This window comes from Kineosporiaceae bacterium, from assembly GCA_016713225.1.
In the GTDB taxonomy this organism is placed as follows: domain Bacteria; phylum Actinomycetota; class Actinomycetes; order Actinomycetales; family Kineosporiaceae; genus JADJPO01.
In genome coordinates, this window is the sequence record JADJPO010000001.1 from 963,866 (window position 1) to 989,804 (window position 25,939).

Annotated in this window: 21 protein-coding genes and 1 tRNA gene; 13 read left to right on the forward strand and 9 right to left on the reverse strand. The window is 69.3% G+C overall.

The window, feature by feature from the left end:
- Window positions 1-6: 6 nt before the first annotated feature.
- Together IPK24_04360 and IPK24_04365 are read right to left on the reverse strand one after the other, a co-directional pair.
- Window positions 7-468: a hypothetical protein gene (locus IPK24_04360; protein MBK8074804.1), complete on the reverse strand. Its 462-nt coding sequence runs from the start codon at window positions 466-468 to the stop codon at window positions 7-9.
- A 57-nt stretch (window positions 469-525) separates the two neighbouring features.
- Window positions 526-3,087, reverse strand: coding sequence for an AAA family ATPase (locus IPK24_04365; protein MBK8074805.1), 2,562 nt, complete (start codon window positions 3,085-3,087; stop codon window positions 526-528).
- A gap of 125 nt (window positions 3,088-3,212) precedes the next feature.
- Between IPK24_04365 and IPK24_04370 the strand changes: the two genes are divergently transcribed.
- Together IPK24_04370 and IPK24_04375 are read left to right on the forward strand one after the other, a co-directional pair.
- Window positions 3,213-3,881 (forward strand): hemolysin III family protein, encoded by a 669-nt coding sequence (locus IPK24_04370; GenBank protein ID MBK8074806.1) that lies wholly within the window; start codon window positions 3,213-3,215, stop codon window positions 3,879-3,881.
- Window positions 3,882-3,991: 110 nt separating this feature from the next.
- A complete protein-coding gene (locus IPK24_04375) occupies window positions 3,992-4,576 on the forward strand; it encodes a fasciclin domain-containing protein (GenBank protein MBK8074807.1) in 585 nt (194 codons plus the stop codon).
- A gap of 96 nt (window positions 4,577-4,672) precedes the next feature.
- On the opposite strand, the gene IPK24_04380 is transcribed toward IPK24_04375, so the two are convergent.
- Window positions 4,673-4,744: transfer RNA gene (locus IPK24_04380), tRNA-Lys, on the reverse strand.
- Between the two features lie 90 nt (window positions 4,745-4,834).
- A complete protein-coding gene (locus IPK24_04385; protein ID MBK8074808.1) occupies window positions 4,835-7,603 on the reverse strand; it encodes a hypothetical protein in 2,769 nt (922 codons plus the stop codon).
- 578 nt (window positions 7,604-8,181) lie between these two features.
- Between IPK24_04385 and IPK24_04390 the strand changes: the two genes are divergently transcribed.
- From IPK24_04390 to IPK24_04410, 5 genes are all read left to right on the forward strand, one after another.
- Window positions 8,182-9,231, forward strand: a complete 1,050-nt coding sequence (locus tag IPK24_04390; GenBank protein ID MBK8074809.1) for a glycoside hydrolase family 3 protein — start codon at window positions 8,182-8,184, stop codon at window positions 9,229-9,231.
- 31 nt (window positions 9,232-9,262) lie between these two features.
- Complete coding sequence (locus IPK24_04395) at window positions 9,263-9,571, forward strand: hypothetical protein (GenBank protein ID MBK8074810.1); 309 nt, start codon at window positions 9,263-9,265, stop codon at window positions 9,569-9,571.
- Between the two features lie 20 nt (window positions 9,572-9,591).
- Window positions 9,592-10,167 carry a GNAT family N-acetyltransferase gene (locus IPK24_04400; GenBank protein MBK8074811.1) on the forward strand — a complete coding sequence of 192 codons (576 nt, stop codon included), beginning with the start codon at window positions 9,592-9,594 and terminating at the stop codon, window positions 10,165-10,167.
- A gap of 88 nt (window positions 10,168-10,255) precedes the next feature.
- Window positions 10,256-11,251, forward strand: coding sequence for a hypothetical protein (locus tag IPK24_04405; GenBank protein ID MBK8074812.1), 996 nt, complete (start codon window positions 10,256-10,258; stop codon window positions 11,249-11,251).
- Window positions 11,252-11,254: 3 nt separating this feature from the next.
- Complete coding sequence (locus IPK24_04410) at window positions 11,255-12,319, forward strand: carbohydrate kinase family protein (GenBank protein MBK8074813.1); 1,065 nt, start codon at window positions 11,255-11,257, stop codon at window positions 12,317-12,319.
- A gap of 43 nt (window positions 12,320-12,362) precedes the next feature.
- Here IPK24_04410 and IPK24_04415 read toward each other — a convergent pair whose 3' ends face one another.
- From IPK24_04415 to IPK24_04425, 3 genes are read right to left on the reverse strand one after another with little or no spacing between them, the layout of a single operon-like run.
- On the reverse strand, window positions 12,363-13,589 hold the full coding sequence (locus IPK24_04415) for an acyl-CoA dehydrogenase family protein (protein ID MBK8074814.1): 1,227 nt from the start codon (window positions 13,587-13,589) through the stop codon (window positions 12,363-12,365).
- 52 nt (window positions 13,590-13,641) lie between these two features.
- The gene (locus tag IPK24_04420; protein MBK8074815.1) at window positions 13,642-14,826 is read right to left on the reverse strand and encodes a phosphotransferase family protein; all 1,185 of its coding nucleotides are present in this window, start codon (window positions 14,824-14,826) and stop codon (window positions 13,642-13,644) included.
- Between the two features lie 32 nt (window positions 14,827-14,858).
- A complete protein-coding gene (locus IPK24_04425; protein ID MBK8074816.1) occupies window positions 14,859-15,632 on the reverse strand; it encodes an HAD family hydrolase in 774 nt (257 codons plus the stop codon).
- Window positions 15,633-15,702: 70 nt separating this feature from the next.
- Here IPK24_04425 and IPK24_04430 point away from each other — a divergent pair, with 70 nt between their 5' ends.
- Window positions 15,703-17,445 (forward strand): ABC transporter ATP-binding protein, encoded by a 1,743-nt coding sequence (locus tag IPK24_04430; protein ID MBK8074817.1) that lies wholly within the window; start codon window positions 15,703-15,705, stop codon window positions 17,443-17,445.
- Window positions 17,442-19,436 (forward strand): ABC transporter ATP-binding protein, encoded by a 1,995-nt coding sequence (locus tag IPK24_04435; protein ID MBK8074818.1) that lies wholly within the window; start codon window positions 17,442-17,444, stop codon window positions 19,434-19,436. Before IPK24_04430 ends, IPK24_04435 begins: the two co-directional genes overlap by 4 nt.
- Here the strand turns inward: IPK24_04435 and IPK24_04440 are convergent.
- Window positions 19,414-20,280, reverse strand: a complete 867-nt coding sequence (locus tag IPK24_04440) for a class I SAM-dependent methyltransferase (protein MBK8074819.1) — start codon at window positions 20,278-20,280, stop codon at window positions 19,414-19,416. The genes IPK24_04435 and IPK24_04440 overlap by 23 nt on opposite strands.
- Window positions 20,281-20,317: 37 nt before the next feature.
- Window positions 20,318-21,277 (reverse strand): transcriptional regulator, encoded by a 960-nt coding sequence (locus IPK24_04445; protein ID MBK8074820.1) that lies wholly within the window; start codon window positions 21,275-21,277, stop codon window positions 20,318-20,320.
- Between the two features lie 172 nt (window positions 21,278-21,449).
- On the opposite strand from IPK24_04445, the gene IPK24_04450 reads away from it, so the two are divergent.
- The 4 genes from IPK24_04450 to IPK24_04465 all read left to right on the forward strand — a co-directional run bounded on the left by IPK24_04450 (window position 21,450) and on the right by IPK24_04465 (window position 25,889).
- Entirely contained in the window at window positions 21,450-22,847 is a 1,398-nt protein-coding gene (locus IPK24_04450; GenBank protein ID MBK8074821.1) for a sugar ABC transporter substrate-binding protein, read from the forward strand.
- Window positions 22,848-22,964: 117 nt separating this feature from the next.
- Window positions 22,965-23,954 carry a sugar ABC transporter permease gene (locus IPK24_04455; GenBank protein MBK8074822.1) on the forward strand — a complete coding sequence of 330 codons (990 nt, stop codon included), beginning with the start codon at window positions 22,965-22,967 and terminating at the stop codon, window positions 23,952-23,954.
- Complete coding sequence (locus IPK24_04460) at window positions 23,951-24,856, forward strand: carbohydrate ABC transporter permease (protein ID MBK8074823.1); 906 nt, start codon at window positions 23,951-23,953, stop codon at window positions 24,854-24,856. Before IPK24_04455 ends, IPK24_04460 begins: the two co-directional genes overlap by 4 nt.
- 28 nt (window positions 24,857-24,884) lie before the next feature.
- The gene (locus IPK24_04465; GenBank protein MBK8074824.1) at window positions 24,885-25,889 is read left to right on the forward strand and encodes a zinc-dependent alcohol dehydrogenase family protein; all 1,005 of its coding nucleotides are present in this window, start codon (window positions 24,885-24,887) and stop codon (window positions 25,887-25,889) included.
- Window positions 25,890-25,939: the final 50 nt, after the last annotated feature.

The following is a 25,939-nucleotide window of genomic DNA, read 5'->3' on the forward strand; positions in this document are numbered from 1 at the left end:
GGACGGTTAGCCCTGGGGGCGCTGCTGTCGTGCCGGCCTACCGGCCCGCCCGGGTTGCGCCCGGGATGCCTCGGCCTCGGTCAGCTCCTCGGTCAGACCCTCTTCGAATGCCTCCCGGACCTTGGCCTCGTCGTGCGCGTCCGAGCGGTCGACGATGGTCAGCTCCAGGACGTGCGCGAGCAGGTTCTCCACCGCCTCGGCCTCTTCACGCGAGACGGCGTGCGTGCGTACCTGGATCCGGACCCGCCGATGCTTCTTGTAGACGGTGACCGTCACCGGTATGGCCTTGCCGGGAGCATTCGGAAGCGCCACAGCGGTTTCGAAGCTCGTCGCGGATTCCGAGTCGACCACCCGACGTACCGGCTCGGTGGCCACCGAGGCGATCCGCGCCTCCATCTGGTCCAGGACCGCCGTGCTGATGGCCCCCGCGAACACGGCGAACACGGCGAGGCAGAAGATGCAGGGCATGGAAGGGCTCCTGTCAGCGGTGGTCGCGATAGCGGTGCCGGCGGTAGCGGTCGGGGGTCACAGGTAGGTTCCGTGGCCGGGATCGGACGGCGCCGCCGCGCCACCGTCGGCCAGCTCGGGGCGCAGGTCCACCAGCGCCTTGGCGAATGCCGCCGGGGTGACCACCGCCGGGCCGCCGTTCTCGGTGGCGACCATCGCCTGCAGGGCCGCTTGCTGGCACAGCGCCTCGAGATCGGCGCCGGACATGCCCTCGGCCCGCCGGGCCAGAACCCCGAGATCGACTCCCTGCAACGGCATCCGGGCGGTGAAGAGCTCCAGCAGGCGTCGCCGTCCGGCCTCGTCGGGCAAGGGAATCGTGAGCGTGCGGGACAGCCGCCCGCCGCGCACCAGGGCGGGGTCGAGCATGTCGGGCCGGTTGGTGGCTCCGATCACGAACACCCCTGACCGCTCGACCAGCCCGTCCATCTCGGTGAGCACCTGAGTCAGCACCCGGTCCATCACCCCACCGCCGGTGTCGGTTCGGCGGCCGCCGATGGCGTCGATCTCGTCGATGAACACGATGGACGGCGCGTTCTCCCGCGCGCGCTCGAAGAGCCGGACGACGTTGGCCTCGGACTCACCGACCCACATGCTGGTCAGATCCGACGCGGTGATCGGGTAGAACGAACATCCGCTCTGCGCCGCGAAGACGCGGGCGATCGTGGTCTTGCCGGTGCCGGGCGGGCCGGCCAGCAGCAGCCCACTCGGCATGTCCACGCCGTAGGCACGGGCTCGGTCGGCGTCGGCGACGAGGGCATGAATCTGCTTCAGCTCCGCGATCGTGCTCTCGGCCAGCACCAACCGGTCCCAGGTCCAGGACTCGATCATGGGTTTGTCCGTGCCGCCCAGCCCTGTCAGGGCCGAGAGCAGGTCGGCCTGCGTGATCGGGTGGCTGCCCCCGGCGGCGGCCGCGCGCCGAAACGCCGCGAGTGAGGCTGCCTCCACGATCCGGCCGATCACCGCCGGGGTGCGGCCCGCCGTCCGCTGCGCGAGGTCGGCCACATCGACGTCGCCCGCGCACGGCCGGTCGCGCAGTTGCGCGCTGAAGATCGCCTGTCGGGCCGGGGTGTCGGGCAGGTCGACTCGGATCCGACGGTCGAAGCGGCCCGGTCGGACGATCGCGGGGTCGAGCGCCTCCACCTGGTTGGTCGCCGCCATGACGACGAGTTCGGTGACCGGACGCCACTCCTCGATCGACTGCAGCAGCTGGGTCAGCACGCGCCGGCTCTCGTCGTCCTGGCCGGCGTCACGGCGCGAGGCGATGGCGTCGAACTCGTCGAGGAACAGCAGGCAAGGCACGTTGCGGGCCGCCTCGGCGAACAGTTGGCGGATGTTCGCCGCTGATTCGCCGACGAACTTCGAGATCAGGTCTCCGGTGGAGATGTGCGCGAAGCTCATACCGAATTCGCCGGCGGTCGCCTTGGCGATGTAGGTCTTGCCGACGCCCGGCGGGCCGTACAGCAGGACGCCGTTGAAGGTGATCCGGTAGCGGTCGGCCTCTCCGCTGAAGGCCAGCAGGAGCCCGATGGTGTCCGACAACTCGGTCTTCAGCTGCTCCATGCCGCCGACGTCCGCGAAGGTCGGCAGCCCTGTGGCGGGCCGCACCCAGCGAGGTCGCGACCTCGCCGGATCGGCGGACTCGGTGGCCGTCACCACGGCGCTCGGGGCGGCGCCCGAGCCCGGGACGGCGGGAGCCCAGCTCTGCGATGCCGGCCAGGGCGGTGCCGGCGCAACCGGGACGGGGGCAACCGGGAACGGCGTCGAGCGCGCGGCGAGGGATGAGCCGTCCGGCGCACCGAACCCCGGGGCGCGGACCAGTGCCCTGGTTGCGAGCCACCCGACGATCAGGGCTGCCGCGAGGAAGCCGACCGTCACCTGGCTCAGCCGGTCACCACCGGTCAGCGTGAACAGTGAGAGGACGACGACGGTCGACCAGCCGAGGACGAAACGAAAGAACAGGCCGACTCGTCGCGAGCGGCTCTCCGAACGACGGAAGGGGAGGGTCAGCGGCAGGACGCCGATCGTGCCGAGCAGGCCGTCGGTGACACGGCGCTGCCACCAGCGCGTAGGTACCGGTGGTCCGGGCCGAGGCCGTCGGGAGTAGAGCCAGGACATGACGAGAAGCCCGGCGACGGCCGCGCCGCCGAAGATGATCTCACCCGTCGACTTGACCAAGCCGATCGATCGCCAGGCGCCGAGATCCTTGGCGACTCGCTCCGGGGCCTTCAGACCGGTGCCGTCGACGACCAGGGCGTACCAGACACTGCCACGCCGCAGCTGGTAGCAGGCGTAGTAGGCCCGCCCCTGCTCGCGGGTCGCGACGATCTTGATCGAGTCACCGGGATCGAGTGACCACCGGCCGATCCCGATGCACGAGCTGCGGATCTGGTCGAGGGTCAGCCCCGGGTCCAGAGCCGCCGTGGCCGCAGGGCGATCGACCGACAGCGGTCCGTCGTCCACGAAGTCGCGCGAACGCCACAACAGGGTGGTGGTCGCCGCGTAGGCGACGATCAGCCCGAGCGCGATGACCAGGTACAGCACGTTCCCTGGAAGCCGCCGCCTCCCCGAAGGTGTCGACACGGGAGCCAGGGTAACGCCGAGAGATCAGCGAGGAGCCGTGGAGGCGGAGGTCGAAGGCCGGCGTTCCCAGCACTCTGCCGGTAGCGCCGGGTGACCTCGCAGGGGAAGGTGGTCTCGTGGACACCATGGCACGCAGCCGAGACGGCAGCATCCACGTCACCGATGAACTGTTCAATACCGTGTCTCACCTCTTCGCCGCCTGCTTCGCCCTGGGCGGGGCAGGGCTGCTGATCTCGCAGGCGAGCGCCCAAGGTGATCCGTGGAAGATCGTCGGACTGAGCGTGTACGGCCTGTCCCTGGTGGTGCTGTTCGTCTCGAGCACGCTGCATCACGGTCTCGATCGCGGCCCGCGGTTCAACGAGGCGCTGCGCACTCTCGACTATGACTCGGTGTTCCTGCTGATCGCCGGATCGATCACGCCACTCGTGTTGGTGCTCTTTCGCACCACCTACGGGTGGACCGTCTTCGGCGCGGTATGGGCGATCGCCGTGCTCGGCATCGTGGTGCGGTCGGTGCATCGGCGGCTGCCGAAGTACGTCACGAACACCCTCTACATCGCTCTGGGCTGGCTGACGGTGCTGCTCATCGGGGCGGGCCGCCCGCTGCCCGTCGGTGCCCTGGTGCTGATGGCGGCGGGCGGGCTGGTCTACAGCGCCGGCTTCGTGATCTACGTGATCGAGAAGCCGAACCCCTGGCCGGGCAGGTTCGGATTTCACGAGGCCTGGCACGTGTTGGTGGCGGTGGCGGCGCTGCTGCACTACGCGCTGATGTACTTCTACGTGCTGCCGGCGTGAGCCGCCCCGGCCCGTGACGCGATTGTGACCCGTGGGCCGCATCCACCGAGGGGATGCGATGAGAACTCCTCCGTGCACGCCCAAATCGGGCGACGCGAAAGGAGATCCACATGCGCTACCACCGCATCCCTGCCGCGGCCGCTGCCGCTCTGGCTGCCCTGTCCCTGGCAGCCTGCAGTTCATCGTCGAGCACCGAGACGTCGACCACTCCCGCCCCGGCCGCGTCGTCGGCGGTTGCCTCTTCGCCTGCTGCCTCGACGCCTGCTGCTGCGGGCACGATCGTCGAGGTCGCGGCCGCCAACGCCGACTTCTCCACCCTGGTGGCCGCGGTAAAGGCTGCCGGGCTGGTCGACACCCTCAACGGGGCCGGACCGTTCACCGTCTTCGCGCCGACCAACGAAGCGTTCGCGGCGCTGCCGGCGGGTTTGGTCGACAAGCTGCTGCTGCCCGCCAACAAGGCAACGCTGACCAAGATCCTCACGTACCACGTCCTCCCGGCCGAGGTCATGGCCGCTGACGTGAAGGCCGGCATGGTCAAGACCGTCGAGGGTGGCGAGATCACCATCACGACCGACGGCGGGGTGAAGGTCAACGAGGCCGGCGTGACGGCAACCGATGTCGACGCCTCCAACGGGGTCATCCATGTGATCGACAAGGTGCTGGTGCCGGCCGACGTGGACGTCAGCAAGCTCTGATCCTCCGACGTAACGACCGGGTACGGCGTCATACGAGGTGGTCCGACCCTCATCTTGAGTCGGGTGACGAGTCGACACCGCTGACCTGTAGAGCGGTGGGCCTCCCGGGGCTCGAACCCGGAACCAGCGGATTAAAAGTCCGATGCTCTGCCATTGAGCTAGAGGCCCAGATGCTGCCGGCCCTGGCCGTCCTGCCGGCAGCGGCACCAGTATGGCGGAACGGAGTCGGCAGGCCGACTCCGTTCCGCCACTGCTGCGCTACCGGGTCGTGAGCTCGAGCTTGAAGGACCCTGTGGTGAGGCCGATCGGGGTCACCACCACGCTGTAGGTGGCGTACGGATCGGGGTTCACCGGCAGCACGCCCTGGGCGTTGGCCCTGGTGATCGTGCTCGTCGTCGTCACCCCGGTGGCCGGGTTGGTGTACTCCAGCCTCAGGGGCAACGTGGCCTGCCTGACGGACCAGGTCACCCGGCGTGGCACCGAGGTCGTCGTCAGCGACACCGTCGAGACCTGCTCGGGCGCGGTGACGGGCACGGTCACGGTCTGACCGGACTGCACGCTGCCCGCGTAATCGCGGACGACGCGCAGGCGCACCAGCAGCGATCCGGAGCCGGACGTCGGTGGGTCGAGCGCGATCGTGTACGTCCCGGGAGCAAGCGACGGCGTGCTCGTCGAGACCGACGTCGTCCCGGCCGTGATCGCGGGCATCGTCTCGAGGGGCCCGTAGGGTCCGGCGAGCGCGGGCTGGATCGTCGTCCAACGGGTTCCGGTGGTCCTGGTGACCTCGAGCGCCACCTTCGCCCCGGGCGCGAACCCCGGGTCGGGGACGCTGAACGTGAGCTTCGGGTTCTGCTCCGTCGTCCAGGACACCGTGCGCTGCTGGCCGTTCGTGAAGGCATACGTCGGGTCGGTGACCAGCAGGACGGTCACCTCGACCGAGCCGGTGCCGCCACCGGACTGGACCACGAGAGTGAGCGGTTGGGTCAGTGGGCCTTCGGGTGAGGAGCTCTCGAAGCCCTGCCACTCATCCTGCGTCGGGACGGTGGGCACGACGTTGCCCGCCGCATCGATCAGCTGGTAAGTCGCCTGCGCCGTGTTCGCGCGCAGCCGCACCATCGGGCGCTGACCGGCCACGGTGGTGAACGTGAGCCGGGAGTAGTCGTAGCCGTGGGCGAACCTCACCGTGACAGGCCTGCCCGACGTGACCGGTACGACGGTGACCGTCGGTAGGTCGAGGCGGACGGTGAGCGTGGCCGTCGTGTTGTACCAGGTGGTGATCACGAGTTGCCACGCCTTGGTGCCGTCGAATCCGGGCAACGTCAGGGTCGAGGGGTAGTCCGCGCTCGCGGTGCCCTCCGAGATCGTGCCCAGGTTGGCCACCACCTGGCCATCCTGTTCGATCGCCACGGTCACGGCAGTCAGGCCGGTCGGGTCGGGCAATCCCGGGAGCTTCGTGAGCGCGATGTCGCTCAGGTGGAACCCGGGGACGGCGCTGCCCGCCGTCCCGGCGTGGGTGAACACGAGCCGCTGCCGGCCTCCGACGGCGCTCGCCGTCACCGGCACGCCACTGCTGATCGGACGCACGACGTCGGCCAGCACGCTGGCGGTGACGCCGAGGCGACCGGTCAGATCGCCGGCGGGGTTGACGAAGATCGTGAGGGTGCCGGTGGTGGTGGCCGCATACGAGACCGACGTGGCCGTGGCCGACGCATTGAGCAAGGCAGACCACTGGGTGTAGCCGAAGCTCACCCAGGTGTCCGCACCTGGCGCCCGCAGGTACACGAGGGTGTTCAGTCCGGAGGTCCCCGAAGGCGAAGCGATCGAGCCCGCGTCCAGTGCGAGCTTGTACGTCGTACCAGCGGTCACTGGCAGGCTGAACACCTGGTTCTGGCCCGCGCTGCCCACCGTGACCGTGGCCGGCGTGCCGAGGGTCAGCGTGACCGGCTCCGGCTCGGTCGCCCAGGTCAGCAGAACGGTCATGGTGCCGGTCGTGGCGCCGTCCGCGGTGATCGTCAGCGCCATCGGACCCGAGGTCTGGGCGGGGTCGTCGTCGGTGTGGTCATAGGGCTGGTCGGACAGGGTGGTCACCGGGAAGGACCCGAAGCCCACCTTCTGCCGCACCGCGGCGGAGCCGACGCTGCCGTCGGCGTGGTGCAGGTTGACATTGCTGATCTGCCAGCGGGCGCGCCGCATCGGATCGGGCGTGTAGTTCAAGGTCGCGGTGGCCAGCGGCGTGCCCAAGGTGACCGTGAGCGGAGTGCCCACGGTGAGTTGCGTCGTGGTGTCGGCGACCGCGAAGGCGGTGAAGTCGATCGTGCCCACCGCGCCGTTGACCCCGACGAACTTCAGCGTCAGGGTCTGTGGGTTGCCGGGGGAGTAGCTCGACGGCCTGAGCTGGAACGTGTTCGGGTCGGCCGTGGGCTGCACCGAGACGGCGTTGGGTCCGACGGCCGCCGACAGTGCCCAGGGCCGGGTGGTGCCGTAGCTCGGGGCGAGGGCCGTCGCGTTGATCCGCACGGCCATCAGCGGCGCCGAGAGCGGAAGCGTGAAGGGAACGAACTGCCCGGCGACGGCCAGCGTCGCTCGGGTGGTCGCGTTCGCGGTGATCGCGGTGACGGGTGCGTCGGCGAACAGCGCCGGGGTCAGGGGCAGCGATCCGGCGGCGGTCGCGGTCAGCGTGATCGTCACCGTCTCGTCCATCGGGTAGGGCAGCAGCTGCAGCACCCGGGGGACGCCGGTCACATTGCCGAAGGAGGTCGGGCTGGCGGCGCGGTTGTGCGGGAAGGCTGCACCGGCAGGGGCGGTCGCCGACACCGAGACCTGCACCGGGTCGGTGCTGGTCGCGGCGGTCAGCGTGACGGTCTGGTTCGCCGGCACGGCGATCGTGTAGGTGACCTGGTCGCCTGCTGCGGCGAAGGTCGCCGTGGCCGCGGTGCCGGGCGTGAGGGCACCGCCGTCGACGCTCACGGCCTGGGCCGATGTCGGCAGCAGGAACGGCAGGAGCAGCAGGACCGGGGTAAGGAGCACGGACCACCACCGCGAAGGCGGCGCTGCCCGCCCTGTTCGCCGTCCGGAACGCTCAGCGCGCTGTCGACTCGACATGTGGTCACTCCCCCGTTTTCGGCCCGGACACCGTTGCCCGCGATCCGGAGCCGATTGTGTCGACAGGGTCCGACAGTGCGGGTCGACTTAAGGAAGACATCACCGTGATCATGGGGAACCGCAACGTTCGCGATGCTCCGGGGACCTTCGCCCGGGCTCGCGCATGGCAGGCTGGGCGGGTGCCCACCGGACGACGGACGACGCGTCGCGGGCCGCGCTCGGCCCAGTTGGCGGTCACCGCGGTCGTGCTGACGGTGACGATCGCCGTGGCCGGCTGCTCGTCGTCCGGCCCTCGGGACAACGAGACCCCGCCCACGACCACGACGACGGCCTCGCTCACCACGGTCGCGACGCCCGGCAGCACCTCGCTGGCGCTGGGTTCGGCCACTCCGGGAACCTTCACCGTCGGCCCGGGCGCGAGCACTCCGACCACGCCCATACCGACGACCCCGAGCACACCGGCCCCCCTGACGCCTGCCCAAGCGCGATGCACCGCGGTCGTCATGGCCTCGCTCAGCCCGACCGAGCGCGCCGGTCAGGTGCTCATGGTCGGCGTTCCGGCGGGATCGGCCACCAGCGTCACCAAGACCGTCACCGGGTACGCCGTGGGGGGCATCTTCCTGCGGGGGCGCAGCACGATCAGCGCGTCATCGCTGCGGCAGCAGCTCGCCGCCGTCCAAGCCGCCTCGCGCCGGACCACGGGGGTGGCGCTGCATGTCGCGGTCGACCAGGAAGGCGGCAAGGTCCAGACCCTGTCGGGCAAGGGGTTCGTGGCCCTGCCCACCGCCCGCACCCAGGGCAGCTGGACCACCTCGGCGTTGCGCGCCCGCATCACTGCCTCGGCCAAAGCGCTTCGGGCTGCAGGGATCACGGTCAATCTGGCGCCGGTGGCCGACACGGTGGCGGTGGCCGACATCCCGCGCAATCCGCCCATCGGCAAGGTCGCCCGCGAATACGGCCACACGCCGTCCGCCGTCGCTGCCGACGTGACCACCGTGGTCGCCGCCAGCCGCGCTGCCGGTCTGGGGACGGCGGCCAAGCACTTCCCCGGTCTGGGACGGGTGCGGGCCAACACCGACTACTCGTCCTCGGCGGTCGATGCCGTCACCACGGCGAAGGACCCCAACCTGGCACCCTTCGCCGCTGCGGTCACCGCGGGGACGCCGATGGTGATGATCGCGTCCGCCAGGTACCCCCGACTCGACTCCCAGCGCATCGCGGCCTTCAGCCCGGCGATCGTCACGACGCTGTTGCGCGGCACGATGAAGTTCCCGGGCGTGGCCATCTCGGATGACCTGGGCGCGGCCAAGGCGCTCGCCGCCGTCCCGGTCGGCACCCGCGCTGCCGCCTTCATCGGGGCCGGTGGTGACCTGGTGCTCACCGTGCGCGCCGACCAGGCCCCGGCCATGCGCAAGGCCCTGCTGGCGCAGGCAGCCCGCTCGGCCTCCTTCACGCGTCGACTCGATCAGGCTGCCGGCCGCGTGGTCGCGAGCAAGGTCGCCGCCGGTCTGGTCAGCTGTACCCCCGCACAACTCGCCGGCGCCACGGACTGACCCGCCGGCTCGAGCCGAGAGGCCGCCCGCGATGACCTTTGACGCCTTCGCCGCCGTGGTGGGCTGGATCGGCACCGGCATGCTCTTGCTGGCCTATTGGCTGGTCTCGACGGAGCGGGTCACCGGCCACAGCCCCGTGTACCAGCTGCTCAACATCGCCGGCTCGATCGGGCTGGGCCTGGCCGCCGTGGCCGGGGGCGTCTGGTCGTCGGTGGCCCTCAACGCCATCTGGGGCGTGATCGGAGCGGTGGCCTTGGTGCGGGCGCTACATCACCGAACCCCCGCCCGCCGACCCGCGGGCGATGCCAGGGACGGTTTCGACGCACCGCGGGCGCCGTGACGCCCGACCGCGGCATCGACATGCCGAGGGAGCTTTCCGATGCCGAACTGCTGCGCACCCCGCGCCTGCTCCTGCGCCGGTGGACGCCTCAGGATGCGGTCGCGTTCCTCGAGATCTACTCCCGCTGGGACGTCATGCGCTGGCTCGGCGCCCCACCTCGCCGGGTCGTCGTCGACCTCGCCGAGGCCCGCGATCGCTTGCAGCGATGGCACGATCGCGAGATCGGCCTGGCCGCGCCCCTCGGCCTGTGGGCGCTCGTGGTCGACGGCAGCCAGACCGTGGCACCGGTGGGCACCGTGCTGTTGCTGCCGCTGGACGATGCCGAAGGACCGACGACACACCTCGAGATCGGGTGGCACCTGCACCCCGCGCACCAAGGGCGAGGACTGGTCACCGAGGCGGCTCGTGAACTGCTCCGGCGAGCGGCGGTCGCCGGGATCACCCGTGTGATCGCGGTGACCGACCCCGACAATGTGGCCTCACAGGCCGTCACCCGGCGGTTGGGCATGGTCGACGAGGGCCTGACCGACCGGTGGTTCGGCCTCACCACGCGGCAGTTCGTCTGGTCGACCCACGACGTCCCGACCGAGGCCTAGCGCGACGATCCAGCACAGAGCGGGCAGGCACGAGCTCCCCGGCGCAGCCTTCACGGTCATCTGCTCGACCGCGCTCTAGGGTGTGGCCATGAAGGCCCTCGAGCGCAAACTCCACTCCATCACGCACGGCACCTACACGCCGGACGACTTCATCATCGCCGACGCCAAGGATGCCGACATGGCGTTCGGCGTCCAGGCCCCTGCGCCCGCCCCCGGTGACGTCTCGGCCGAAGGTACCCGGCCGCGCTATCGCACCCGTGCCCAGTACCTCGAGCACATGGCCGAGGAGGTACACGCCGGCGCCGTCGACATCATGTTGACCTCGGCCTCCAACGGCGAGCGGCTGGCCAACGACAATCTGTTCAAGGGCAGTGACGTCACCCTCGCCGTGCGGGGCAACGACTCCTCCGACATCTGGAACCCGCGCGGCGGCACCTATCCGACCCATCCCTCGCGACCGTTCCGCACGGTGAGCCTCGAACGGGTGCGCGAGTACTGCAGCCTGGTGCTCTACTCGGTGACCTTCAACAACGACCTCGATCGTGACCTCGCCACGCTCGAGGCTTATGCCGAGTTCCGCGAGGAGGCACACGACGTCGGTATGCGGCACTTCCTCGAGGTGTTCAACCCGAACGCGCCGGTCGACCTCGCCCCGGCCGACATCGGGCCGTTCGTGAACGACCAGATCATCCGGCTGCTGGCCGGGGTGACCCTGGCCGAGCGCCCGCTGTTCCTGAAGATCGCCTTCAACGGCACGGAATCGTTGAGCGAACTCGTGCAGCACGATCCGACCCTCGTGGTCGGCATTCTGGGCGGTTCGGCGGGCACCACCCGTGACACCCTCGAGCTGCTGAGCCAAGGCGAGCGTGCCGGTGCTCGGGTCTCGCTGTTCGGCCGCAAGGTGCAGCGTGCCGAGTCGCAGCTCGACCTGCTCGGCGTGATGCGGTCGGTGGTCTCGGGCAAGCTCACTCCCGAGCAGGGTGTGGCGAACTACCACGAGACGTTGCGCAGCAAGGGGATCGAGCCCACGCGCAGCCTGGAGCAGGATCAGCACATCACCGAGTCCGTGCTGGCGATCGGCTGAACCGTGTCGCCCGTCGACTCGCAGGAGCGCTCGGGGGTGCTCTGTGCCGGATCGATCGTGGTCGATGTCGGCAAGGTGATCGATCGCTATCCCTCGCAGGAACTGCTGGCGGTGATCGACTCGGTCACGCTGAGCACGGGTGGGCCGGCGGTGAACCTCGCCGTCGACCTGCACCGGCTCGGCGCCGACTTCCCGCTGGCCATCGCCGGGGTGATCGGCGACGACGCACACGCCGACTTCATGCTCGATGCATTGCGTGCCAACGCGATCGACGCCTCGGGGATTCGACGCACCAAGGCCGCGGCGACGTCCTTCACCGATGCCATGGTGGTGCGGGACGGCGGCTCGCGGACGTTCTTCCACCACCCCGGCGCCAATGCCGAGCTGAGTCCGGACGACGTGCCGCTGGCCACCTCGACCGCGCGCATCCTGCACATGGGCGCCCCCGGGTTGCACCGCACCCTGGACGCCGCCCGCTCGGGCCTCGACGGTGAGCCCACCAACGGTTGGCCGCAGGTGTTCGCCGCCGCGCAAGCGCTCGGCATGCGCACCAACCTCGAGCTGGTCTCGCTGGCCCCGGATGAACTACGCCGCCTCGCCGGGCCGTGCCTGCCGCACCTGGACTACCTGGTGATCAACGAGGTCGAGGCCACGGCGCTCGCCGAGGTCGACCTGGACGCCGTGGGGGCGACCTCGGTGGGCAGTTCCGGCGGGGCGCCGAACTGGGCGGTACTCGAGGACGTCGCCCGACGGTTGATCGATCGCGGTGTGGCCCGGCTGGTGGCGGTGCACTTCCCGGCCGGGTGTGTGGCCGCGGCGTCTGGTGGGCAGGTGTGGCGGCACGGGTCGGTGAACCTGCCGCGCACCGAGATCGTCAGCAGCACGGGTGCCGGGGACGCCTTCGCCAGCGGCGTGATCCACGGTCTGCACGACGGCTGGCCGGTGGAGGACTGCCTGCGTGCCGGGGTGAGTGCTGCCGCGGCCTGCCTGCGCTCGGCGCACACCTCGGACGGCGTGCTGTCGCTCGCCGAGTGCCTGGCGATGGCCGAGGAGTTCGGCTACCGCTGAGGTTCGGCCGGCCTGGTGGTGATGGCCGGCCTCGAGGTCGTGGTCACGACTGACGCAGAGCCCGAAGCTCTTCGCGGGCAATGGATCGCAGGTGCACCTCGTCCGGTCCGTCGGCCAGCCGCAGGGTGCGCACCTGCGCCCACATCTCGGCCAGCGGGGTGTCGTCGCTGACGCCGGCGGCACCATGGGCCTGGATCGCCTTGTCGAGCACCCACGCCGCCGTCCGCGGTGCCACCACCTTGATCGCGGCGATCTCGGTGCGGGCGTTCTCGGCGCCCACGGTGTCGATCATCCAGGCGGCCTTCAGGGTGAGCAGCCGGGCCTGTTCGATGCGGATCCGGGATTCGGCGATCCACTCGCGGATCACGCCCTGCTGGGCGAGCGGCTGCCCGAACGCCGTCCGGGTCGACACCCGCTCGCACATCAGGGTCAGCGCCCGTTCGGCCATGCCGAGACAACGCATGCAGTGGTGGATCCGACCCGGCCCCAAGCGTGCCTGGGCCATGGCGAACCCACCCCCGCGCGGGCCGAGGACCGAGCTCACCGGCACCCGCACGTCGTCGTAGCTGATCACGCCGTGCCCACCGTGGGGGCCGTCGTCGTACCCGAACACCAGGGTCGACCGCTCGACCGTCAACCCCGGCGCATCCATCGGGACCAGGATCATCGAGTGCCGGGCGTGGCGCTCGCCGTCCGGGTCGGTGACCGCCATGACGATGGAGATCTCGCACTCGGGGCGCATCGCCCCGGTCGACCACCACTTGCGCCCGTTGAGCACGATCTCATCGCCCACCACCTCGGCGGTGGCGCGGATGTTGGTGGCGTCGGAGGAGGCGACGTCCGGCTCGGTCATCGAGAAACAGGAGCGGATCTGCCCGTCCAGCAACGGGTTCAGCCACCGCTGCTTCTGCTCGTCGGTGCCGAACAGGTGCAGCAGTTCCATGTTGCCGGTGTCCGGGGCGTTGCAGTTCATCGCCTCGGGGGCCAGGGCAGGCGAGCGGCCGGACAGCTCGGCGATCGGCGCGTAGTCGAGCACGCTGAGCCCGGCGCCGTGCTCGTCGTCCGGCAGGAACAGGTTCCACAACCCCCGGCTGCGGGCCTCGTCCTTCAGCTCCTGGATCACCACCGGGGTGCGGTGCGGCGTGCCGGCGGCCCGGTGCGCGGCGGCCTGGGCCTCGAAGGTGTGCTCGCTGGGGTAGATGCGTTCGGCCAGAAAGGCTTCGACCTGCTGGTGGACGGCGCGTGAGCGCTCACTGTGCCGGAAGTCCATGACGTCATCCTCGCTGCTGGTGGGTGTTGCTGCGTGGTGCTGGTGGCGTATCTCAGGCGTCCAGGGTGGCCAACCCCGAGGCCAACAACAACGGCACCGAGGCCCCGACCGAGTCGAACCCGGGGCCGACGGTCTTGCCCTGCAGGTACCGGAAGTGGATCCCCTCGGCGATCACCGCGAGCTTGAACCAGCCGAACGCCACGTACCAGCCGAGCCGCGTCAGGTCGCGCGGTGAGCCGGCGGCATAGCGCTCGACGAGTTGATCGGCCGTGTGAAATCCCTTCTCGGGGGACAGTCGCGGCATCACGAAGCCGCCCGTGTTCGACAGCTCCTGGTACACGACGAGCAGCCCGACATCGGTGAGTGGGTCGCCCAAGGTGGCCATCTCCCAGTCGACCACGGCCGCCACCCGGTCGAGGTCCGGGGTGTAGATGACGTTCGTGAGCCGGTAGTCGCCGTGCACGATCCCCGCGGCCGACGGCGCCGGCACGTCGGTGGCCAGGCGGTCGATCAACTCCTGGACGGCGGGGCGCGGCTCGGTCTGCGAGGTGCCCCACTGCGTCGTCCAGCGTCGGATCTGCCGTTCCAGGAAGCCCTCCGGCCGCCCCAGCGCGCCCAGGCCCACGGCGTCGGCGTCCAGCAGGTGCAGGGCGAGCAGGGCGTCCACCAGCAGCACGCAACTGCGACCGGCGTCCTGCGCTGCCAGCGTGGCGAGCACCTCGGGCCGATCGAGCACCACGCCGTCCACGAACGACATCAGGTAGAACGGCGCGCCGAGCACGGCGACGTCCTCGCAGAGCGCGATCGGCTCGGCGACCGGCACCGTGCTGCCGTGCAGACCGCGCAGGATGCGGAACTCGCGGGACATGTCGTGTGCGGTCGCCTGGACGTGACCGAGCGGGGGGCGGCGCAGCGCCCAGGTGGTGACGCCGTCACTCACCCGGTAGGTCAGGTTCGAGAACCCCCCGGTGAGGCGCTCGGCGTGGAGTGGCCCCCGTCGCAGCGCGGGGTGGGCCGCGTCGAACCAGCGGGTGAGTGCGTCGAGATCGAGCCCTGCGAGCGTCACGCCGCCTCCTTGCCGATGCTGACCACCAGGGTAGGACCGGGGACCAGGCCTCGGCGGAGCTCGAGGATGGTGGTGTCGGCCATGCGCCGCGGTCACGCGTCCGAGGGCTGAGGCCCCCCTCGTGGAGCGGATCAGGAGCGGGTATCGGACCCTTTTGTGCACGGATTGCATGATCACGGGGGAAATGTGCGCGGATTGCATGATCACGGTAGGAGGAGGTCGGCGAGGGCGTCGACGTGGGGGAGGCGCGCGTGGTCGAAGTCCGCGTGCAGGTCGTAGGGGTCGAGCTGCACCACGGGCATGCCGGCGGCTCGGGCACCCTGGACGTCGGCGTGCACCGTGTCGCCCACGTAGAGGGTGCGGGCGGCCTGGGTGCCCAGCGCCGCCAGCGCGGGCTCGAAGATCGCCGGGTCCGGCTTGGTCAGGCCGACCAGGGCCGAGTCCACCACGATCGTCACGCTCGGCAGCGAGCCGGGACCCACCTGGCAGATCCCGAAGTGGCTCAACTGCTCCTCGGCGGTGCCGTTGTTGTTGCTGACCACCGCCACCGGCAGGTCGGAGGCCACGATGCGGTGGAACCCGTCGATGTTGCGCGGCAGCAGCTGGCGCCACAGGCTCTTGACGTCGTGGGTGTGCACCTGATCGAGCATCGCCTGCAGCGCCAGGTCCATCTGGTCGGCGCTCACCCCGAGGCAGCTCAGGTAGGCCTGCTCCCAGGTACGCCAGATCGCCCGGTCGTACTCGTGCACCGTGCCCAGCTCGGCGACGAGGTCGGACATCGCCCGGACGGCGACGTGGTGGGCGCGGTGGTAGAGCTCGGGGTCCTCGGGCAGCTCGAACCCGGCCCGCCCCAACCCACGGCGGATGGGCTCGTGGTGACGGATGACGAACACCCCGCCGATGTCGAACACGACGGCATCGATGGCGGCCGGGTCGAGGCCGGGTGAGGGGCCGGTGACCCGGCGGTCGTCGAGCATGCGTTGACCCTACGGTGACCATCGCCCCCGCGTCACAGCCGAGCGAGGGGTGAGTCATGATGGCCGGGTGATGCCACTGTTGCGGCGTGTGCTGCCGCCCTACCGGGCCACCATCATGGTGATCTTCGTGTTGCTGCTGGCCCAGGCGATCGCGGCGCTCGTGCTGCCCACGCTCTACGCCGACATCATCAACGAGGGGGTTCTGCTCGGCGACACCGGGCACATCATGCGACTCGGCGTGATCATGCTCGTGATCTCGGTGGTGGTCGGGTTCGCCGCGATCGCCGGGACGTATCTGTCCTCCCGGGTCGCGATGTCGGTGGGCCGTGACCTGCGTGCGGCCCTGTTCACCCAGGTCGAGCGGTTCTCGCTGCGCGAGGTGACGACGTTCGGTGCGCCGTCCCTGATCACCCGGACCACCAACGACGTGCAGCAGCTGCAGATGCTGGTGCTGATGGGTCTGAACCTGATGGCGATGGCCCCGATCACCGTCATCGGCGGCGTGATCATGGCGGTACGCGAGAACGCCCGGCTGTCGACGCTGCTGGTGGTGATCATCCCGATCATGATGGCCATCGTGTTGCTCACGTTGCGCCGGGCGCTGCCGTTGTTCCGGGTGGTGCAGAAGCGCATCGACGCGATCAACCAGGTACTGCGCGAGAACCTCACCGGGGTGCGCGTCGTCCGCGCCTTCGTGCGCACCCAGCACGAGGAGGCACGATTCGCCGAGGCCAACGGGGCACTGACCGACACCCAGCTCGCCGTGGCCCGGCTGTTCGCCTTCACCTTCCCCGTCCTGATGTTCGTGATCAACGTGGCGAGCGTCGGTGTGGTGGGTTACGGCGGCCGGTTGATCTCCCAGAACCAGATGCAGATCGGCACCCTGGGAGCCTTCATCAGCTACATGATGCAGATCCTGTTCTCGGTGCTGATGGCCGTCATGATGATCGCGATGGTGCCGCGTGCCGCCGCCTCCGCCGAGCGGATCAACGAGGTTCTCGACACCGCACCGGCGATCACCGACGCCGACGACGCCGTGGTCCCGACGGCGCGCTCGGCAGAGTCCGGCGAGGCGATCATCGAGCTGAACAAGGTGGACTTCCGCTACCCCGGGGCCGAGGAGCCGGTGCTGCACGACGTCGACCTGACGCTGCGCCCCGGCCAGGTCACCGCCATCGTCGGTGGCACCGGGTCGGGCAAGACCACCCTGGTCAACCTGATCCCTCGGCTCTACGACGTCAGCGACGGGTCGCTGCTGCTCGACGGCGTCGACATCCGCCGGATTCCCCGGGAGCATCTGTGGGGCCAGCTCGGCCTGGTGCCGCAGAAGGCGTTCCTGTTCACCGGCACCATCGCCGACACGTTGCGATTCGGCGCTCCGTCGGCCACGGACGACGAGCTGTGGCATGCCCTCGAGGTGGCCCAGGCGGCTGATTTCGTCCGGGAGCTGCCCGATGGCCTGGCCCACGTGGTCGAGCAGGGAGGGGCCAATTTCTCCGGCGGGCAACGACAGCGGCTGGCGATCGCCCGGGCCTTGGCGCGCCGTCCGCGGGTGTACCTGTTCGACGACAGCTTCTCGGCGCTCGACTACGGCACCGATGCCCGGCTGCGGGCCGCGCTGGTGCGCGAGACCACGCACGCGGCGGTGGTGATCGTGGCGCAGCGGGTCAGTACGGTGTTGCACGCTGATCAGATCGTGGTGCTGGACGCCGGGCGGGTGGTGGGCACCGGGCGTCACGAGGAGCTGCTGGCCGGCTGCGAGACCTACCGCGAGATCGTCGAGTCCCAGCTCTCCGCGCAGGACGCAGCATGAGCGGCCACGGCCCGGGGTTCATGCGCGGCGGCGGTCCGCCGCCGGCCAAGCCCAAGGACGTCAAGGGATCGTTCGTCCGGCTGCTCCGACTGCTCGACGCGGACCGGCCGCAGGTGATCGCCGTGGTGGCGATGGCGCTGGTCAGTGTGGGGTTCTCGGTGGCGGGGCCGAAGCTGCTGGGCAACGCGACCGACGTGGTCTTTCGCGGCGTGGTCGCCGGGCAGCTGCCGGCCGGGGTGAGCCAGGAGCAGGCCGTGGCGGCTCTACGCGCCCGGGGCGAGAACCGCATGGCCGACATGCTCGCCGGGATCGACAACCTGGTGCCCGGGCAGGGCGTCGATCTGGGTGCGCTGTTCCGGGCGCTGCTGATCGTGGTGGGCGTCTACGCCGCCGCGGCGCTGTTCGGCTGGGCGCAGGCCTACATCATGGCCGGCGTCACGCAGCGGGCAATCTTCCTGCTGCGCGAGCGGGTCGACCTCAAGCTGGGTCGGCTGCCGTTGCGCTACTTCGACTCTCACCCGCGGGGCGACCTGCTCAGTCGGGTGACCAACGACATCGACAACATCTCGACCACGCTGCAGCAATCGCTGACCCAGGCCATCACCGCGCTGTCGACGGTGTTCGGCATTCTCGCGGTCATGTTGTGGATCAGCCCGTTGCTGGCCCTGGTCGCCCTGGTCACGGTGCCGCTGTCGGTGGTGGTGACCGTGATGGTGGCCAAGCGTTCGCGGCCCCAGTTCGGTGCCCAGTGGATGTGGACCGGCAAGCTCAACGGCCACGTCGAGGAGATGTTCTCCGGCCACGAGCTGGTCGCCGTCTACGGTCGGCGCCAGCAGGCCGTGGCCACCTTCGAGACCTCGAACGAGAAGGTCTACGAGGCCAGCCGCAAGGCCCAGTTCGTCAGCGGCATCATCATGCCTGCGACGAATGTCATCTCCAACCTCGGTTATGTCGGCATCGCGGTGATCGGCGCGCTGCGGATCTCCTCCGGGTCGATGTCACTGGGCGACGTCCAGGCCTTCATCCAGTACTCCCGGCAGTTCGCGATGCCGATCGGCCAGCTGGCCGGTATGGCCAACCTGGTGCAGTCCGGGATCGCCTCGGCGGAGCGGGTTTTCGAGCTGCTCGACGAGTCCGAGGAATCGCCCGAGCCCGCGGCGCCGGACGTCGCGCCACAGCGCTCGCGGGGTCATGTGGTCTTCGACCGGATCGCGTTCGGATACTCCCCGGACGCCCCGTTGATCACCGATCTGTCGCTCGAGGCCCAGCCTGGGCAAACGGTGGCCATCGTCGGGCCGACCGGCGCCGGCAAGACCACGCTGGTCAACCTGTTGATGCGGTTCTACGAGTTGGACGGCGGGGCGATCCGGCTCGACGGGGTCGACATCCGTCACCTGCGTCGCGACGATCTGCGCCGCAACTTCGGCATGGTGCTGCAGGACGCGTGGTTGTTCGGCGGCACCATCGCGGACAACATCCGGTACGGCGACAGCCGAGACCTGGTGGCGGCCAACGGTCACGTCTCGTCCAACGGGACATCGGATGCCCAGAGTGCACCGCAGGGCGTGGACGACGCGCTGCGCCGGGCCGCCGAGGCCGCGCACGTCGACCATCTGGTGCGTACCCTGCCCGACGGCTATGACACCGTGCTGGACGACGAGGCGTCCAACCTGTCCAGCGGTGAGAAGCAGCTGCTCACCATCGCTCGGGCCTTCCTGGCCGATCCGCCGATCCTGATCCTGGACGAGGCGACCAGTTCGGTCGACACTCGCACCGAGGTGTTGGTTCAGCAGGCGATGGCTCGATTGCGTTCCGGGAGAACGAGTTTCGTGATCGCTCACCGGCTGTCGACGATCCGCAATGCGGACACCATCCTGGTGATGGACCACGGTGACGTCGTCGAGCGGGGTACCCATGAGGAGCTGCTGGCCGCCGGCGGGGTGTATCACGACCTCTACGTCAGTCAGTTCACGGCGCCGACCCAGGCCTGACCACCGGCCTGATCGCCTGCACGGTGTAGCTCATCGCGACCCGCTCGGGGCACTCGGTCAACCGGTACTCGCCGGCGTCGTCCAGCTGCATCTGCCCTGGCAGTGCCTCCCACGGGACGCTGTCGTGCTCGACCAACATGGTCAGCTGCAGCCCTACATCCAGGAGGGCGGTGACCACCTCGCCGAGGCTGTGATTCCAGGAGTGCGAGAGGTTCTCGGTGAACTGCACCTCGGTCGGAACGTAGGTCTCGTCACTGACCTCGACGAAGGGTTCGGCCTGCTCCCAATAGGAATACGCGACGGTGAGTCGATCCTGCTGGTTCTCGTCGAGGGTCCACAGCATCGGATGGCCCTCGCGCAGGAACAGTCGTCCGCCCGGACGCAACAGGCTCGCCACCACCTGCGCCCAGCGAGAGATGTCGGGCAGCCAGCAGAGGGCACCGATGCCGGTGTAGATCAGGTCGAATCGCTTCTCGCCCAGGGCCTCGACGGCCGAGTACACGTCGGACTCGACGAACGGCACGTCGAGTCCGAGCCGCCCGGCCAGCGTGCGGGCCTCGGCCAGCGACGCGGGGGACAGGTCCAGCCCGGTCATCCGGGCGCCGAGCCGCGCCAGGGAGAGCGTGTCGGTGCCGATGTGGCACTGCAGGTGCAGTCCGTCGAGGCCGTTGACGTCGCCCAGGCGCGGCAGGTCGAACCGCACCACGTGCGACAGGTGCGTGGCGTCGTCCACGAACTGCTGGACGGCGTACCCCGGGGACGCCGCGTGCGCCGGAGCGCGCTCGTCCCACATGGCCCGGTTGATGGTCAGATAGTCCGGCTCGCCGGTCGCTGGATACCCCATGGCCCCATCATGCCCATGCCGGGCGGACGGCACCCGATCAGTCGGGCAGTGCCAGGAGGGCCAGGGCCAGGTCGCGGGTGGTCACCAGCCCGTGCACCATGCCGCTGCGCAGTGCCGCCGCCGCGGCTGGGGCCTTGGTGGCTCCGTAGACCAGTGCGGTGACCTCGGGAACGGCCGCCAATTGCTCGGCCGAGATCCCGATGGTGCGTCTCACCAGGGACGCCGGCACCGGGGTGCCGGTCGCATCGATCGCAATCCCCGAGATCTCGGCGCACACCCCGGCCCGCGCCAACTCGAGGGCTTGTGCGGGCGGCAGGGCGTCGAACACCGTCGAGGCGTCGGGTCGCCAGCCGCCGATTCCCACGAAGGCCTTGGTCACCGCGGGGAACCGGCTGATCGCGCGGGCGATCTCGGGCTGGGCGCGCAGGGCGTCTCCGAGTTCGCCGGTGGCCACGATCATCGGCGCGTGAAAGTAGTACGCCGCCCCGCCGCAGAGCCGAGCGACATCGCGGACCAGGTCGACCGAACTCGACTCCGCGTCGTCCTTGATCTGCAGCGCCCCGGTCAGCTGCACCACGTCGCACGAGGCCAGCCGGCGCAGCGATCGGGCCATGTTGGCCAGGGCGCGACCCCAGGCCAGACCGAGCACGTCGGTGGTGGTCACCGTCTCGGAGAGCAGCTCGGCGGCCTTGGCCCCGACCGCCGCCCGCTGCGCCTCCGGCTGCTCGTCGTTGACATCGACCACGAGGGCGTGGCGCAGCCCGAATCGCTGTTGGAGCTCGGTGGACAGGGTGACGTCGAGATCGCCGGGCCAGCCGATCCGGATCTGCACCAGCCCCGTCTGCACGGCACGGTCGATCAGGCGGGCCACCTTGAACCGGCTCAGGCCCATCTGCTGGGCGATGTCGCTCTTGGCGACCCCGTCGAGGTAGTAGCGACGGGCCACGGTGGCCATGAGCACCATCTCGGCCGGACCTGCGGGTGCGGTGGTGGACATGCCGGCTCCCGATGACGAACCGGGTGTCCGATGCGCTCGTTTGAGCACGATAGGTCTCATTCTCGCATCGACCGTTGACCCGGGATTGATGGCTCCAACACACTCACTATGCCTCATCTGAGTCCCGCCCCGCTCATCTGAGCGCTCAGGCGTCACTATCTTCGGAGGATCGATGGAACTCAAGGCACAGAGTCGTCGCCTTGCCGTGACCGCAGCATTCGGCCTGGCGTCGGTGCTCGCGCTCACATCGTGTGCGGGTGCCGGCGGCAGCAGCGGCAGTGGTGGTGACGCGTCGGCGTCGGGCGGTGGTGGTGGGGGTAAGTCCATCAACGTGTTGATGGTCGCGAACCCCCAGATGACCGACATCCAGAAGCTGACGGCGGACACGTTCACCAAGGACACCGGGATCACGGTGAACTACACGGTGCTGCCCGAGAACGAACTGCGGGACAAGGTGACGCAGGACGTCGCCACCCAGGGCGGTCAGTACGACGTCGCCACGGTCGGGATGTACGAGGTGCCGATCTGGGCCAAGAACGGGTGGCTGCACGAACTCGACAGCTACGCCAAGGCCGACGCCAACTACGACTACCCCGACGTGCTTCCCTCGATCATCAAGGGTCTGTCGGGCGACGACGGCAAGGCGTACGGGCTGCCGTTCTACGGCGAGTCCTCGTTCCTGATGTACCGCAAGGACATCCTGGCGGCCAAGGGTCTGACCATGCCGGAGCGGCCGACCTGGACCCAGGTGGCCGATCTCGCGGCCAAGCTGGACGGTGCCGAGCCGGGCATGAAGGGCATCTGTCTGCGGGGTCTGGCCGGTTGGGGTGAGGTGTTCGCGCCGTTGACCACGGTGGTCAACACGATGGGCGGCACCTGGTTCGACAAGGACTGGAACGCCAAGGTCAACTCCCCGGAGTTCACCAAAGCGGTCAACTTCTATGTCGATCTGGTGAAGGCTCACGGCGAGCCGGGTGCGGGGCAGGCCGGGTTCACCGAGTGCCTGACCGCGATGAGCCAGAACAAGGTGGCCATGTGGTACGACGCCACGTCGGCGGCCGGTTCGTTGGAGGACCCCGCGGTCTCGAAGGTGGCCGGCAAGGTCGGCTACGCCTATGCGCCGGTCGAGGTCACCAAGACCTCGGGGTGGCTGTGGGCGTGGGCCTGGGCGATGCCCAAGACCACCAAGAACGCCGATGCGGCCTCCAAGTTCATCTTGTGGTCGACCAGCAAGGACTACGAGAAGTTGGTCGGCGAGAAGCTGGGCTGGTCGCGGCTGCCGTCGGGCAAGCGGGCCTCGACCTATGCGTTGCCGGAGTACAAGACCGCTGCTGCGGCCTTCGGCGACCTGACCCTGAAGTCGATCCAGGAGGTCGACCCGGCCAACCCGGGTGTCCAGCCTCGTCCGACGGTCGGGATCCAGTTCGTGACCGTTCCGGAGTTCGCCGACCTGGGTACCAAGGTCGCCCAGGAGGTCTCGGCGGCGATCTCGGGTAAGGGCACCGTCGAGCAGGCCCTGGCCAACGGCCAGAAGCTGGCTGAAGAGGTGGGCAAGAAGTACCAGAAGTAGCCTCGGGGTCCCCCGTGGGCCGGTCCGGTCGTCCGTGTGAGCGGGCGACCGGACCCTGGTCTGGGCCCGGTCGATGTCACCTGTTCCTCGAGGTCTTCTGCCTGTCGGAGGTTGTTCATGGCCACTGTGTCCGAGGGTGTCCGGTCTCGTGAGGAGATCGCGGCCCTGGCCTACCGCCCGAGTGCTGCCCAGCGGATGCGGCGCCGAGCGCCGTTGTTACCGGCTCTGATCTTCACCGTCATCGTCACGCAGATTCCGTTCCTGGTGACCATCGGGATCTCCCTGCTGCACTGGAACGTGATGCGTCCGGGCAGTTCCAGCTTCCTCGGCCTGGGCCATTACGGGTCGTTCGCGGGTCTGTCCAATTACGTCACCGTGTTCACCGATGACCGGCTGCGCACCGCGGTGGTCAACACCGTGGTGCTCACGGCGTCGTCGGTGGTGTTGAGCCTGCTGCTCGGCTTGGGGCTGGCGGTGCTGCTGGATCGGCGCTTCCCCGGGCGCGGTCTGGCTCGGACGCTGCTGATCGCGCCGTTCCTGGTGATGCCCGCGGCGGCGGCGCTGTTGTGGAAGCACGCGCTCTACAACCCCGACTACGGCCTGTTCAACGGGATCCTGAACTGGATCTACCGGCTGTTCGGGGCCGAGAGCGGCCCGGTGATCGACTGGGTGTCGAACACCCCGATGGCTGCGGTGGTCGCTGCCCTGGTATGGCAGTGGACCCCGTTCATGATGCTGATCCTGTTGGCCGGGCTGCAGGCCCAGCCCGGTGACATCCTCGAGGCGGCCCGAGTCGACGGGGCCAGCGGGGTGCAGATGTTCCGGTATCTGACGCTGCCCCACCTACGTCAGTACATCGAACTGTCGGTGCTGCTGGGCTCGATCTACCTGGTGCAGACCTTCGACGCGGTCTACACGATCACCCAGGGTGGTCCGGGCCGGGCGACCACGAACCTGCCCTACGAGATCTACCTGACCATGTTCCGCAAGTTCGAGTACGGCGAGGCCGCTGCGGCCGGGGTCGTGGTGGTGGCCGGCACGATCATCGTGGCCACCTTCGCCCTGCGCACCATCTCGTCGCTGTTCCGTGAGGAGGTCACGTCATGACCACCACCGGCCATCCCGCCGACACCTCACCCCCGGTCGCTGCGGCGGCCCGGCGGTTGATGCGCCGCCCCAAGAACACCGAACCCGGCCTGGCGCCCCAGGCGGGGGCGGTCTGGACGATCATCGCCTGGATCGCCACGCTGATCTTCTTCGCGCCGGTCGCCTGGATGGTGCTGACGTCCTTTCACACCGAGGCCGACGCCGCCACCAATCCACCCTCGATCTTCGCGCCGTTCACCCTGACCGGCTATCGCGCCCTGTTCACCCGCGGCATCGAGACATTCCTGATCAACTCGGCGATGGCCAGCATCATCTCGACCCTGATCGTGCTGGCCCTGGCGATCCCCACCGCCTACGCGTTGAGCATCAAACCGGTCGAGAAGTGGACCGACGTGATGTTCTTCTTCCTGTCGACGAAGTTCCTGCCCGCGATCGCGGCGCTGCTGCCGATCTACCTGATCGTCAAGAAGCTCGGCATGCTGGACAACGTCTGGACCCTGATCATCCTCTACACCTCGATGAACCTGCCGATCGCGATCTGGATGATGCGCTCGTTCCTGGCCGAGGTACCCAAGGAGATCCTGGAGGCCGCCGAGGTCGACGGCGCCGGTCTGCTGCGCGTCCTGGTCAGCGTGGTCTGGCCCGTCGCCATGCCCGGCGTCGCGGCCACCGCGCTGATCTGCTTCATCTTCTCCTGGAACGAGTTCATGTTCGCCGTCAACCTCACCGGCGTCCGTGCCGGCACCGCCCCGGTTTTCCTGGTCGGATTCATCACCAGCGAGGGCCTCTTCCTCGCCCAACTCTGCGCCGCCGCCACCATGGTCTCGTTGCCCGTCCTCATCGCCGGCTGGGCCGCACAGGACAAACTCGTCCGCGGCCTCTCCCTCGGCGCCGTCAAGTAAGCACGCGTCATCACCAGAGAGGATCGCCATGAAGGCCGCAGTCATCACCGGTGTGGGGCAGGTCGAGGTCGCCACCGTGCCGGACCCCACCCCGGGGCCGCGCGAGGTCGTCATCGCCGTCGAGGGCTGCGGCATCTGCGGTACCGACCTGCACATCCTGCAGGGTGAGTTCGCACCCACCCTGCCCGTGGTGCCGGGCCACGAGTTCGCCGGCACCGTGGTCGAGGTGGGCTCGCAGGTGACCGAACTCGCGATCGGTGACCGGGTGGCCGCCGACCCCTCGTTGTTCTGCGGTGAGTGTTACTACTGTCGCCAGGGCCGGGGGAATCTGTGTGAGCGCTGGAACGCGATCGGGGTCAGTGTGTCCGGCGGTGCTGCCGAATTCTGCAAGGCCCCGGTCGCCAACTGCGTCAAGCTGCCCGATCACGTGCGCACCGCGGACGCCGCCCTGATCGAGCCGCTGTCGTGCACGGTGCGCGGATTCGACGTGCTGAACACCCGGTTGGGTGACCATTACCTGATCTACGGCGCCGGCACCATGGGGCTGATGAACCTCGAGCTGGCCAAGCGTGCCGGCGCAGCCAGCGTCGACATCGTCGACCTCAACCCCAACCGGCTCGAGACGGCCCGGACCCTCGGCGTGAGCAACGCGGTCACCTCGGCCGATGAGCTCGACCGGCCTCGCGGCTGGGAGATCGTGATCGACTGCACCGGCGTGGTGGCGGCCATCGAGGACGGCCTGGATCGGGTCGGCAAGGGCGGCACCTTCCTGCAGTTCGGGGTCTCGGACGAGGGGGCTGTGGCCACCTGGAAGCCGTTCAAGATCTACAACCAGGAGATCACCATCGCCGGGTCGATGGCGGTGCTGCACTCCTACGAGCGAGCGGCCGACCTGTTCGCCGCCGGGGTGCTCAACCCGGACGTGATGATCAGCGACCGGTATCCGCTGGAGGACTACCCGCGGGCGCTGGACCAGTTCAAACAGGGCATCGGCCGCAAGATCCAAGTGAACCCGAACCTCCGGGCCGGCTGACCGCCGGCCACGATCGACGCGAGGTCGCGGGATTGATTCAACCGGGGCCG

Coding starts and splice junctions, on each gene's coding strand:
- IPK24_04395 (MBK8074810.1), top strand. CDS start 9,263: ATGACCTTTGACGCCTTCGCCGCCGTGGTGGGCTGGATCGGCACCGGC.
- IPK24_04445 (MBK8074820.1), bottom strand. CDS start 21,277: ATGTCCACCACCGCACCCGCAGGTCCGGCCGAGATGGTGCTCATGGCC.
- IPK24_04360 (MBK8074804.1), bottom strand. CDS start 468: ATGCCCTGCATCTTCTGCCTCGCCGTGTTCGCCGTGTTCGCGGGGGCC.
- IPK24_04405 (MBK8074812.1), top strand. CDS start 10,256: ATGAAGGCCCTCGAGCGCAAACTCCACTCCATCACGCACGGCACCTAC.
- IPK24_04415 (MBK8074814.1), bottom strand. CDS start 13,589: ATGGACTTCCGGCACAGTGAGCGCTCACGCGCCGTCCACCAGCAGGTC.
- IPK24_04370 (MBK8074806.1), top strand. CDS start 3,213: ATGGCACGCAGCCGAGACGGCAGCATCCACGTCACCGATGAACTGTTC.
- IPK24_04390 (MBK8074809.1), top strand. CDS start 8,182: ATGGCCTCGCTCAGCCCGACCGAGCGCGCCGGTCAGGTGCTCATGGTC.
- IPK24_04430 (MBK8074817.1), top strand. CDS start 15,703: ATGCCACTGTTGCGGCGTGTGCTGCCGCCCTACCGGGCCACCATCATG.
- IPK24_04425 (MBK8074816.1), bottom strand. CDS start 15,632: ATGCTCGACGACCGCCGGGTCACCGGCCCCTCACCCGGCCTCGACCCG.
- IPK24_04400 (MBK8074811.1), top strand. CDS start 9,592: ATGCCGAGGGAGCTTTCCGATGCCGAACTGCTGCGCACCCCGCGCCTG.
- IPK24_04455 (MBK8074822.1), top strand. CDS start 22,965: ATGGCCACTGTGTCCGAGGGTGTCCGGTCTCGTGAGGAGATCGCGGCC.
- IPK24_04465 (MBK8074824.1), top strand. CDS start 24,885: ATGAAGGCCGCAGTCATCACCGGTGTGGGGCAGGTCGAGGTCGCCACC.
- IPK24_04420 (MBK8074815.1), bottom strand. CDS start 14,826: ATGCAATCCGTGCACAAAAGGGTCCGATACCCGCTCCTGATCCGCTCC.
- IPK24_04375 (MBK8074807.1), top strand. CDS start 3,992: ATGCGCTACCACCGCATCCCTGCCGCGGCCGCTGCCGCTCTGGCTGCC.
- IPK24_04435 (MBK8074818.1), top strand. CDS start 17,442: ATGAGCGGCCACGGCCCGGGGTTCATGCGCGGCGGCGGTCCGCCGCCG.
- IPK24_04440 (MBK8074819.1), bottom strand. CDS start 20,280: ATGGGGTATCCAGCGACCGGCGAGCCGGACTATCTGACCATCAACCGG.
- IPK24_04460 (MBK8074823.1), top strand. CDS start 23,951: ATGACCACCACCGGCCATCCCGCCGACACCTCACCCCCGGTCGCTGCG.
- IPK24_04450 (MBK8074821.1), top strand. CDS start 21,450: ATGGAACTCAAGGCACAGAGTCGTCGCCTTGCCGTGACCGCAGCATTC.